The following is an 11,636-nucleotide window of genomic DNA, read 5'->3' on the forward strand; positions in this document are numbered from 1 at the left end:
CTGGTCAGCAGGACTATGCTGAACGTATGAATCAGATTCAGAAGCAGAAAGAGGCATACTATAAGCAGCAAGGCATTGCCCCTGGAGTACCTACAGAGAAGGGTGCGTATGGTGATCCAGAGAACACGGGTGTTGGTTATAATGCCGTCCTCACAGAACTCGGTAACCATGATGTGCCACAGGGTTGGATTCAGACTCCACGCCCCAACACTACGCCGAATACCAACCCTGGTCCACCTGTAAGCTGGAATGACCCGAGTAACCCTGATGACCCGCAGGCTGGTTATGGTTATATCCCAAACGATACTACAAAAGAAGAGACCTTCTTCTATCACAGTGACCACCTCGGTAGCACGTCTTACATCACAGATGATCATGCCAACATCACCCAGTTCGATGCCTACCTGCCATACGGTGAGCTGTTAGTTGATGAGCATTCTTCATCCGAAGACCTACCGTACAAGTTCAATGGCAAACAGTTTGATGAGGAAACAGGCTTGTACTATTACGGTGCAAGGTACATGAACCCTGTCACGAGTCTGTGGTATGGGGTGGATCCGTTGGCAGAGAAGTATCAAGCGAGTGGTTCATATCTTTATTGCAGGCAAAACCCTGTAAGGCGGGTTGACGTTGATGGAAATGATGAAGTCCATATTAATGGGGATGGAAGAATCGTGAAAGTTATAAATGATCATTCTGCCTATATAACGATCGTTGATCCCAAAGGGAATAGACATAGTCTATCTAGTTATAATATTTCTCCATATTTTTTGGGAATTGGAAGAGGAGATTATCGCCAAATAGTGGCTAATATTGCTGGCTATTATGCAAAACAAGCAGGCGTCCATGGATTAGTAGGTGCTAAAGGTAATGAAATACTTGGTATTTTTGCTAATTATGATTATAGTGACAAAGGGATCTGGCTACAACCATCTAATTCAGATGGAACTGTAGATAGATGGTTAGATAATAAATATAACTTAATGAATACATTACAACATGAGTATTTCCATAAACTTGATGATCAAAGAAACGCTTATAAAAATCATCTTTTACATGCATCAGTTGATGAGAGAGCCAGTCGTACCAGGACCTTTGCCCATACATCTGGCAAATGGAAGCTTAACGTAGCTGCAGAGTTCTCAGAGTATGTAATGAATGCTTATTATCAACCTAACGAGAATACAAAGGCTGATGTAATGAACCTAATAGATAAATTTAATCGAAATAATACTGGAAATATCTTTTTGAAGTTTAATCCGGATGCCAGAACTATGGATATAAAAATTAATAATTTAGAAAAGACCATTAAATATGTACCAAGTATAGATAAGTTTAACTTTATTGTATCAAACAACAAAAAATGAAAAAGAAAATTATAATTATTTGTTTGTTATCTATCTTAGCTTTTTTCATTGGCAAAACAGCTTATGATAGCTTTATGCTTAATTCATACTACAGTCATGGAGATGAACTAATCGCTAAGATAGAAAAATACAATATGGAACGACATACCTATCCTCTATCCTTAGACTCGATAGGAATAAAGGGATATGATTTGGGTGGAGGTCTCATATATAAGAATCTTTCTTTTAGATACTCCTGTGTAGGAATCGGCGATTTCCGTTTATCTTTCTATTATGGTTCATCATTCTATACCTATTCTCCATTATTAAGAAAATGGAGTAAAGACTTAGACTTAGATACCTTAAATATTATTAGAAAGAGTCTTTTCTTGGAGATAAGTAAAATGGAAAAGCAAAAGAAAATGAGACAGGTGTTAAGAATAATACCCCAGAATAAGTTAAAGCAATTTAAGGAGTTTAGCGTATCTGATACAGATTCTATCTATTTTGTACAAAACTATTATACAAATAATGATATAGCAGAAGAAGGCTTTGTAAAAAGAGACAAGGGGACTTTTAGCAGAATAGGAAGATGGAAATTCTATGCTAAAGATGGGAGACGTATTATAGTATCGTATGAGGATAAAAAATATAGTAAAGGAATTATTATAGAAGAGGGGTTTCTACATGGTCATTTTGATTATTTTTATTAGAAAGCACCTGATGAAGACATTGCAAAAACAGAATTACAGAGTGATGTTACTGTAGCTCTCTAAACACTTGACGAGCAATAAACAGGGACGTCAGAGCGTTATAGTTGACAGGATAGGTTACGACAAGGAGGGTCATACGGTCTATACGAAGCTCGGTAATGGCACGGAGACTACCTATACCTACGATAAGCAGCGTGTATTATTGCCGAGAAACCCTCGGTAGCCAGAGATATAGCCCGTATAGTAGGAGCTAATACCAGACAAGACGGATTTTTGGAAGGTAGCGGTTATGTGGTAACATGGGCGATGGGACATCTCATCACCCTTGCCATGCCCGAAGCCTACGGTTTTGCAGCCTATAAAGCCGAAGATCTGCCCATCCGTCCCAATCCTTTCCAGCTTATCGTGCGACAAGTTCGTAAGGATAAGGACTACACGTCAGACCCCGCAGCACTCAAACAGCTCAAAGTGATACGCTCCTGCTTTGACAAAGCAGACCGCATCATCGTAGCCACCGATGCAGGACGTGAGGGTGAACTCATCTTTCGCTACATCTATCAACATCTTGGTTGCAGAAAGCCTTTCGACCGTCTTTGGATTTCATCATTGACGGACAAAGCCATTCGTGAAGGACTTTCCAATCTCAAACCGGGAAACAACTACGACAATCTATATTACTCCGCCAAGTCAAGAAGCGAAGCCGACTGGCTCGTGGGTATCAATGCCAGCCGTGCATTGTCCATCGTCCGCAAAGGCGGCTATTCCTTGGGACGGGTACAGACTCCAACCCTTGCTATGGTCTGCCGTCGGTACATAGAGAACCATGATTTTTCTTCCGTACCTTATTGGAAACTCTCCGCACTCATGGAGAAAGAGGGCATATCGCTGAAAGCCGTTGGCTGTAAAGACTATGAGAATGAAGCATTGGCACAGACTGCTCTTGCTTCGCTTCGCAGTCAGAGCCAGCTTAAAGTTGAATCGGTCGCAAGAAAGGTGGGACATACGTCACCACCACTCTTGTACGACCTTACTGCCTTGCAGAAGGAAACCAACAGACGCCACGGCTTTTCAGCAGACAAGACCCTCTCGATTGCCCAGAGCCTCTATGAGAAGAAAATCACGACCTATCCCCGCAAAAGATTTCAGAATTTTATATCTTTCAGATAATCAATAGAATAACACCGAATAAAGAAGAAAAGGGTTACGATTTGGAAACGAGCGAGTTTCTTTCCCTCTCTTTATTCTGCAATGCCTCAAAGACCACTTACCTAACATCGCAAAGGTAGTCTTTATTTTCGATGAAAACAAGAGAAAGCCACACTTTTTTATCAGTCCGTTTCATTTTTCCGCACTTGAATTGCCATTGCAAAAGAAGTCAAGGCAGAAAGGAAACACCAAAAGGAAAAAGCCAGCCCTACAAGAGAGCAAACAAAGCAGCAGGTGCAGAAGATTTGCTACACCTTGCTTGACAAGTACAAAGGAACAGGTGTCACGGGGCATTCCATGTTCCTTTATGAATTGAACAAAAACGGCATTACCATAGAGCGTATGAAGAACAAGCAGAGCAAGGTATATGGCTTGAAGTTCTCATACGCAGGGCAATCCTTCAAGGCTTCCGAAATCGGCAGGGAGTTCGGCTACCATTCCTTGCAGAAGAACTTTGAAACAACCAACAAGGAAGAATCAAGGAAACCACATCTAACAGTACAAGAGCCTACAGAAAAGAAAGAACAATCTGATACAGGCTACCAACTTGTACCTCCAAGCCGCTCCTCTATCTCACGAGACAATGATACCTCACAAGTGCAGAATCCCATTGGTGCAGTGGCAGACACCATCGTTAGCGCAGCCGATGAAGCGGTGGAAGGGTTAGGCGATTTAATTACACCAAGTACACAAGGCAATGACTTAACCGAAGCTGCATGGCAGCGCAAACTCAGATACCAAGCTAACAGAAAGAAGAAACGTGGAAGGGGAATATAAACATAGCATACAAAAAGTGCATGATAAAGAATATCTCATCAAAAGCGCTTGCTATTCGGTAACAAAGTATTATCTTTGCAAACAGAATAACAAGCGTTCTTTGTTAGGCAGAAAACAGCGAAGCCAAGTAGTTCGCTCGTTTCTAAATCGTTACCAGTTTAGTCTTATCAACAAGGTAACTTATTTATTTTCAATCAGTTGTAGTTTAAGAATTATCTTGGAGTGCAAAAGGTAAGCTTTTAAATCGCAATTAATATCGCATTGATTATCAATGTGTTACGAATTGTATCTCGGGTATGGTTTTTGTAATGTAATTTCATGGTGATTAGATTACATGATAATTATGGTCCAATGACCGATTTTGGCTCAAAATAGAGAACCGCAACTTCAATAAAAATTACGATTACGGCTCGCATTCAATCTTGAGAAATCGGGTTATTCCTTCCCGAACTCCGAGTCTATCTTCAATTTAGAGGCAACAAGAAATGGGAAAATACAGGAAACCATGACAAGAATGAAGAACCATTCATAGCCTACACGGTCTGCCAAAGCTCCGGCAAAAAATCCCGGAAGCATCATCGATAATGCCATAAAGCCCGTACAAAGCGCATAATGGCTGGTTTTGTGGCTGCCTTGACTGAAATAAATCATAAACAGCATATAGGCACTGAAGCCAAAGCCATAACCAAAATTCTCAATAAAGATAGCCAAACTAACCAACACTAAACTTGCAGGCATCTCAAAGCCAAGATAAACATAAGCTGCGTTAGGCAAAGTAATGGCAAAAGTCATTGGCCAAAGCCACTTTTTCAGTCCGCCCTTACTTGCTGCCATTCCGCCCAATATACCACCGAGCAACAAGCCAATCACGCCCACCGTTCCGTTTACCATGCCAAACGATTCGAGCGATAACTGCAATCCTCCATCTTTTGTGGGGGCTTGCAAGAATAGCGGAGACACCGGATTGAGCAATGCCTCCGGAAGACGAAACAGAAGCATGAAAGCAACTGCCGCCCAAATCTGTTTCTTTTGAAAGAAAGACACGAAGGTTGCCCCAAATTCCCTCAAGAGTCCCGCGGCATCCAAATTGCCTCGCTCGGCATCTTCAGCCGGTTTCGGTAAAATAAACTCATGATAGAGCGACATCCCTATAAATAAGGCTGCCAAAGCATAAAATATCAACGACCAAGAGAGCTGAATACCCATTGTTTCTTGAAGGACACCTGCCAAAGCCACTAAGCCTCCTTTCCCCACTATCCAAGATACACGGAAGAAAGTGGAACGAATGCCAACGAAAAAGGCCTGTTCGTGCTCCTTCAAACCCAACATATAAAAGCCATCTGCTCCCACATCATGAGTGGCACTCGAAAAAGCCAACAGCCAAAAGAAACAAATTGAGCCTTGCAACCACCAAGAAGTGTTTACCGTAAACGCTACTCCTGCAAACGCAGCACCCAACAAAGTCTGCATTGCAACTATCCACCAGCGTTTGGTTTTAAGGATATCAAGGAACGGACTCCACAGAGGCTTTATTACCCAAGGAAGATAAAACCATGATGTGTAAAAGGTTATTTCCGCATCGGTCAGCCCCATCTGCCGATACAACACAATGGAGAGGAGCGTAACTGCCACATTTGGCAATCCTTCCACAAAATAAAGCGTCGGCACCCACGCCCAAGGAGATGCAGATCGATTGGTATTTAATGTTTTCTCGTTTTTATATCGCATATATTATCATTCACCGAGTAGGTTGCAAAGATAAAGAAAAAAATCCAAATGACTACCGTCTCTGTATCTTATTTGAATTTTTATTGATTATCTCCATTTAAAATCTTTTGACAAAAATAAGAAAAAGACAGTTGAAAAAGAAAAAGCTACAGTTTTTCTCATTGTTATTTGTTTTTTTATCGCTGTCATTCTCTTATTATTATGTTTTGTAATACCTTTGCATCCGATTTCCAAACATAACATTGACAATTATAAAATTTATAAAGAACATATGCATTATTTGGGTGAGATTATTTCGTTGGGAGTAGCCTTTTCATGGACGATTGCTGCCATGTCTTGTGAAGTTGCCAGCAAACAATTGGGTGTCATCGTCACAAATGTTTGGAGAATGGGATTGGCATTAGCTTTATCACTAATCATGATGTGGTGGTTCACAGGTGAGGCTTTTCCCATTCATGCTCAGTTCGATAGCTGGATGTGGCTGTTATTCTCTGGCGTTGTGGGCTATTTCTTCGGCGATTGGTGTCTGTTCAACAGCTACATCTCTATAGGTTCGCGCTACGGACAACTTTTCATGACACTTGCTCCGATGTTCACAGCCTTATCAGCTTGGGTAATGATGGGACAAGTGATGAATCTCAACAGTCTGATAGCCATGATTGTAACGATGTCCGGTATCGCAATTTCCGTGCTTAGCAAAGGCGAAGGAAAAAGCAAGGTATCGCTACAATTACCATTGAAAGGCGTACTTTTTGGCATTGGTGCCGGATTAGGTCAAGGTCTGGGTTATGTTTTGAGTTTGATCGGACAAGAACATTACAAAGCCGACGTGCAGGCAGCCGTCACTCCGGAAGTTTGGCAGGGCATGGAGGATTACCTATCGTTCAGCGCCAACCTCATACGTTGCATAGCCGGATTGGTTTGCTATGGTATATGGCTGATTTTGAAAGGCGACAGCAAACGTTGGGTACAGAGCGTACGCAACAAAAAAGGGATGTGGGCACTGATAATAGCCGTATTTTCCGGTCCGTTCCTCGGCGTGAGCTTCTCGCTGATGGCGGGACAATACACCAATGCCGGCATTGCCAGTACACTCATGGCAACAAGCCCCATCATGATATTGTTGCCGGCGCACTATTTCTTCCATGAGAAAATCACGCTCAAAGGTGTTGTCGGTGCCGTGATATCTGTAATAGGCGTGTCGCTCTTCTTCTTGCTATAGCCTGTTTCAACGCACCTTCGCGACATCAGTCAAGGAATAAAGCAACAAAAAACCGAAAACAGGTATTCTTTAATGCAAATGAACATCTGTTTTTTCGTGTAAAAAGACATCAAGGATATGCAAAAAGAGGATACAAAAACAAATTGCACCCTCTTTTCTTGATAAGTAGCGGGGGTGGGACCCGAACCCACGACCTCCGGATTATGAATCCGACGCTCTAACCAGCTGAGCTATCCCGCCATCATTTTCAGCTTTCGTTTTGAAAAGCGGTTGCAAAGTTATTAAAAAAAAATGAAACCCACAAATTTATTTTATTTTTTCTTTGTCCCCAAAAAGAAAAGATCTACATTTGCACATAACAACGTTAAGATGAAAGCTTGCATGAAAGAGAAACTTGAATTAGAGTACGAATTAAGATCTAAATCAGCAAAACTGATATGGACGCTTATCAGCACTGACACAGGATTAAAGAAATGGTTGGCAGACGATGTCTGCACAAATGGCAGACACACCACTTTCACATGGGGAAATCCCGGACATCTCTCCGAGACACACACTGCAAGAGTATTGGAAGTCGTGAAGAAAGATCGCATTCGATGGTATTGGGAATACGAAGACGACAAACAAACCTATTGGGAAATAAAGATGTCGAAGGACGAGATAGCCGAGAATTATCATTTGCACATCACCGACTTTGCCACTTCCGATGAACTCGAAGACCTCACTGACATTTGGAACAATAACATTGACCGACTCAGGTTATCAACAGGAATGTAAGGGTGGGCCCTTAACGACAGGATTGTAAGGGTGTTCCCTTAACAGCACCTCTTCATAACGCAGGTTAGAAGACTGTCATGGTGATAAAAAAATAAAAAACCGTGGCTACTCTAATTATTTTGTGTAATTTTGCAGAAGTTATGCGCACAAACGCGTTATGAGCACAAACGATGTTCCGAATTAAAAAGTTAGACATATTCATAATAAAGCAATTTAGCTTGTTATTCGCCGGAACTTTTTTCATCAGCTTATTTGTCCTGATGATGCAGTTCCTGTGGAGATATGTCAATATTCTCATTGGCAAAGGTCTTTCCATGGAAATTCTGGGGCAATTCTTTTGGTACATGAGCCTAATCATGATACCAAAAGCCCTTCCGCTTGCCATCTTGCTTTCATCGCTCATCACTTACGGCAACCTCGGCGAAAGCTCCGAACTTACCGCCATCAAGTCATCAGGCATCTCTCTCATGAAATCGTTCAGAGGACTCATCATCGTTACCTCGCTGGTAGCCTTGGGGTCGTTTTACTTTCAAAACAACATTGGTCCTGACGCGCAAAAACACATGGCGCAACTGTTCATTTCAATGAAACAAAAAAATCCGGAACTGGAAATACCGGAAGGGGTCTTCTACGATGGTATTCCACAGACCAACCTCTACGTGGAGAAGAAAGATTTACAAACAGGGCATCTCTATAATATCATGGTATATAGAATGACCGACAGCTATGAAGACCAAGCCATCATCCTTGCCGACTCGGGAATGTTGCAATCGACCGCCGAGAAGAAACATCTCGTAATGACTCTATGGAACGGCGAATGGTTTGAGAACATGCGTTCGCAAGAGATGGGAAACAGTGTAACCATTCCTTATCGGCGCGAGACTTTCATAAACAAGAAAATCATCATCGACTTTGATGCCGATTTTAATCTAACCGACATGGCAGGGATATCGAGCAATGCTAGTACAAAGAGCATCAGCAAGATAAAAACCGATAAGGATTCGCTCATCCACGTATATGACAGCATTGGGGACGCTTTCTACAAAGAAGCACAAGGTATGTACTATCCTATTCAACACCTCAAGCCAAAAGAACTTGCTACCATAAAGAAAAATTTGGAAAAGCACAGCCTCAACATCGATTCTGTTTACGGCAAGCTCCGTCCGGACGAAAGACGCATGGTGGTGGATCGTGCCTTGTCCACGGTACAACAAGAAATCAGCGACCTCGACTTCAAGAGCATGATTACGAGCGATGGCGACAAGATGATTCGACAACACCAAATTGAGGTAATCAGCAAGTACTTGCTGGCACTCACCTGCATCATTTTCTTCTTTATAGGCGCACCGTTGGGAGCCATCATCCGAAAAGGTGGTCTCGGTGTGCCCATTATCATCAGCGTGTTGGTGTTCATTATCTATTACATCCTCGACAATACCGGTGAAAAGATGGCAAAACAAGGCGACTGGGCGATATGGTTCGGAAGGGGGTTATCGCCGGCAATACTCATCCCCACCGCCATCTTCTTCACTTATAAAGCAAACAATGACTCCGCCGTCTTTAACATCGACCTCTACCGCAACATGATAATGCGAATGTTAGGACTTAGAATCAAACGACACATCAACGGCAAAGAAGTCATACTGAAATCGCCCGACTATCTAAAAGCAACCACCCTTCTTACCGATATCAACAATGCCGTTACAAGTTACGCAAAGAAGAAAAACCTGAAGTCGCCACCCAACATCATTAATACGTTCTTCAAATATCAGCCCGACCATGAGATAGAGCGCATAAACAATCAAATGGAAGACGTGATAGAGGATTTGGGCAACACTCGAAGCAGGGCTATCCTCACAGAGATAAACAAGTATCCCATCCTCATCGTAAAGGCACACACCCGACCATTCGAGAGAAAATGGATGAACATCACGGCTGCCATTCTTTTCCCGGCAGGGCTTTTCTTCTATTTCAGGATGTGGCGGTTCAGACTACGACTCTACAGAGATCTCAAGACCATCAAGGAGGTGAACGAAAACATCATCAGCGAAATAGAAAAACTAAACGCTGAAGAGAAATCACGGTAATAACGAAACCCAAAAATAATAACATCCGGGGAACAAAAGGAAAACTCATTCCCACCAAAGGTAATTATACAGAATATGGAAAAATTCAAACTCAGTAGTATAGAAGAAGCATTAAAGGATTTCAAAGAAGGAAAATTCGTCATCGTTGTGGACGATGAAGACAGAGAAAATGAGGGCGACCTCATCATGGCAGCCGAAATGATTACTCCGGAGAAAGTAAACTTCATGCTGAAAAATGCTCGTGGCGTGCTCTGCGTACCTATCACACTGTCCAGAGCCGAAGAACTGGACCTCCCACATCAGGTTTCCGACAACACATCGATGCTAGGAACGCCCTTTACGGTTACGGTGGACAAATTGGAAGGATGCACCACAGGTGTATCGGCTCACGACCGTGCAGCAACCATCAAAGCACTCGCCGACCCCAAATCAACACCACAGACTTTCGGACGTCCCGGACACATCAACCCACTATATGCACAGGACAACGGAGTATTGCGCCGGTCAGGGCACACCGAGGCATCCATCGACCTCTGCAAACTCGCGGGATGTTACCCTGCAGGTGTACTCATGGAAATCATGAACGAGGACGGAACCATGTCGCGAATGCCCGACTTGATGAAAAAATCTGAAGAATGGAACATCAAAATCATCAGTATAAAGGACATCATTGCCTATCGACTGAAGAATGAGACAAGCATTGAAGTAGGCGAAGAAGTTGAACTGCCCACCAAACACGGCGATTTCCACCTCATCCCATTCCGACAGACAAGTAACGGATTGGAACACATGGCTCTGATAAAAGGAGAATGGGGAAAAGACGAGCCCATTCTCGTGCGCGTACACTCGTCATGTGCCACCGGAGACATACTCGACAGCCGTCGCTGCGATTGCGGAGAGCAACTGAGAAAGGCAATGGAAATGATAGAGAAAGAAGGAAAAGGTGTCATCATTTACATGCAGCAGGAAGGAAGGGGCATCGGATTGATGAACAAGATTGCCGCCTACAAACTGCAACAGGAACAAGGCATGGACACCGTTGATGCCAACATACACTTAGGCTTTAAGCCGGATGAGCGCGATTATGGATGTGGGGCGCAGATGCTACGACATTTGGGAGTTCACAAAATGAGATTGCTGACCAACAACCCCACCAAACGCGTGGGACTGGAAGCCTACGGACTTGAAATTCTGGAGAACGTCCCCATAGAAATCACACCAAACCAATACGACTACCGATATTTGAAAACGAAGAAAGAGAGAATGGGACACGATTTGCACATAGATTAGCAGTGGAAGAAAGCAAACAGACGCTTGACAGCGCACATTCGCCCCGACCATCACTACGAAATTATATTACAAAAATCGCACCTGGGGAACACTTTATAACCCATTGATAATCAGGACTATATTAATTGTGATTTAAAAGCTTAGCTTTTGCACTCCGATTCATGACCTTTTGCATTGCAAAAGCTTACCTTTTGGAAAGCAAAAGCTAAGCTTTAGATAGATGAATGAAGAAAATTGTCTTTTCCTGAATTCACTTGTCAGATCTGACGATGTATTTCTGTTTTACTTGTCAAATATTTTCTTATTTACTGAATGACTTGACATTAACATTATATAGTTTAAATTTGAAGTCAGTGCACTTGCATAAAAGAAGATGGACAACACCTAAGTTCCGTCATATTTTCGGCAAGGTCTTAGGGGGCTCGATGCCCCCTGGGACCTTTGGTGAAGATGGCATAAGACCGTCGTTCGCCATATTTTCGGCGTTCCA

The 11,636-nt window shown here is 42.7% G+C and carries 8 protein-coding genes, 1 tRNA gene and 2 pseudogenes; 9 read left to right on the forward strand and 2 right to left on the reverse strand.

Annotation, left to right across the window (positions count from 1 at the left end; all coding sequences use genetic code 11):
• The 5 genes and pseudogenes from E0E16_RS00940 to E0E16_RS00960 all read left to right on the forward strand — a co-directional run.
• The coding region (locus E0E16_RS00940) for an RHS repeat-associated core domain-containing protein (protein WP_305000467.1) at positions 1 to 1,367 on the forward strand (1,367 nt) is incomplete at its 5' end.
• Positions 1,364 to 2,059, forward strand: coding sequence for a hypothetical protein (locus E0E16_RS00945; protein ID WP_060940843.1), 696 nt, complete (start codon positions 1,364 to 1,366; stop codon positions 2,057 to 2,059). The genes E0E16_RS00940 and E0E16_RS00945, both read left to right, overlap by 4 nt.
• Before the next feature lie 67 nt (positions 2,060 to 2,126).
• The gene (locus tag E0E16_RS00950) at positions 2,127 to 2,282 is read left to right on the forward strand and encodes a hypothetical protein (protein ID WP_255418087.1); all 156 of its coding nucleotides are present in this window, start codon (positions 2,127 to 2,129) and stop codon (positions 2,280 to 2,282) included.
• Positions 2,258 to 3,193 (forward strand): annotated as a pseudogene (locus E0E16_RS00955) (DNA topoisomerase); the annotation flags it as partial. The gene E0E16_RS00950 and the pseudogene E0E16_RS00955, both read left to right, overlap by 25 nt.
• A gap of 222 nt (positions 3,194 to 3,415) precedes the next feature.
• Positions 3,416 to 4,042 (forward strand): annotated as a pseudogene (locus E0E16_RS00960) (relaxase/mobilization nuclease domain-containing protein); the annotation flags it as partial.
• A gap of 435 nt (positions 4,043 to 4,477) precedes the next feature.
• Here E0E16_RS00960 and E0E16_RS00970 read toward each other — a convergent pair.
• Positions 4,478 to 5,770: an MFS transporter gene (locus E0E16_RS00970; protein ID WP_130828432.1), complete on the reverse strand. Its 1,293-nt coding sequence runs from the start codon at positions 5,768 to 5,770 to the stop codon at positions 4,478 to 4,480.
• Positions 5,771 to 6,041: 271 nt separating this feature from the next.
• On the opposite strand from E0E16_RS00970, the gene E0E16_RS00975 reads away from it, so the two are divergent.
• Positions 6,042 to 6,992 carry a DMT family transporter gene (locus E0E16_RS00975; protein WP_130828433.1) on the forward strand — a complete coding sequence of 317 codons (951 nt, stop codon included), beginning with the start codon at positions 6,042 to 6,044 and terminating at the stop codon, positions 6,990 to 6,992.
• Between the two features lie 166 nt (positions 6,993 to 7,158).
• On the opposite strand, the gene E0E16_RS00980 is transcribed toward E0E16_RS00975, so the two are convergent.
• Positions 7,159 to 7,232 (reverse strand) — tRNA-Met (locus E0E16_RS00980).
• 141 nt (positions 7,233 to 7,373) lie between these two features.
• On the opposite strand from E0E16_RS00980, the gene E0E16_RS00985 reads away from it, so the two are divergent.
• The 3 genes from E0E16_RS00985 (at position 7,374) to E0E16_RS00995 (ending at position 11,146) form a co-directional block, all read left to right on the forward strand.
• The gene (locus E0E16_RS00985) at positions 7,374 to 7,769 is read left to right on the forward strand and encodes an START-like domain-containing protein (protein WP_130828434.1); all 396 of its coding nucleotides are present in this window, start codon (positions 7,374 to 7,376) and stop codon (positions 7,767 to 7,769) included.
• A gap of 170 nt (positions 7,770 to 7,939) precedes the next feature.
• Positions 7,940 to 9,856: an LptF/LptG family permease gene (locus E0E16_RS00990; RefSeq protein ID WP_130828435.1), complete on the forward strand. Its 1,917-nt coding sequence runs from the start codon at positions 7,940 to 7,942 to the stop codon at positions 9,854 to 9,856.
• Positions 9,857 to 9,931: 75 nt separating this feature from the next.
• Positions 9,932 to 11,146, forward strand: a complete 1,215-nt coding sequence (locus E0E16_RS00995; protein ID WP_130828436.1) for a bifunctional 3,4-dihydroxy-2-butanone-4-phosphate synthase/GTP cyclohydrolase II — start codon at positions 9,932 to 9,934, stop codon at positions 11,144 to 11,146.
• Positions 11,147 to 11,636 lie beyond the last annotated feature (490 nt).

This window comes from Prevotella rectalis (assembly GCF_900607215.1).
Taxonomy (GTDB): domain Bacteria; phylum Bacteroidota; class Bacteroidia; order Bacteroidales; family Bacteroidaceae; genus Prevotella; species Prevotella brunnea.

What these genes read in the sequence shown, in the direction of transcription:
- E0E16_RS00975 (WP_130828433.1), top strand. Translation starts at nt 6,042, where the DNA reads ATGCATTATTTGGGTGAGATTATTTCGTTGGGAGTAGCCTTTTCATGG.
- E0E16_RS00990 (WP_130828435.1), top strand. Translation starts at nt 7,940, where the DNA reads ATGTTCCGAATTAAAAAGTTAGACATATTCATAATAAAGCAATTTAGC.
- E0E16_RS00970 (WP_130828432.1), bottom strand. Translation starts at nt 5,770, where the DNA reads ATGCGATATAAAAACGAGAAAACATTAAATACCAATCGATCTGCATCT.
- E0E16_RS00985 (WP_130828434.1), top strand. Translation starts at nt 7,374, where the DNA reads ATGAAAGAGAAACTTGAATTAGAGTACGAATTAAGATCTAAATCAGCA.
- E0E16_RS00945 (WP_060940843.1), top strand. Translation starts at nt 1,364, where the DNA reads ATGAAAAAGAAAATTATAATTATTTGTTTGTTATCTATCTTAGCTTTT.
- E0E16_RS00995 (WP_130828436.1), top strand. Translation starts at nt 9,932, where the DNA reads ATGGAAAAATTCAAACTCAGTAGTATAGAAGAAGCATTAAAGGATTTC.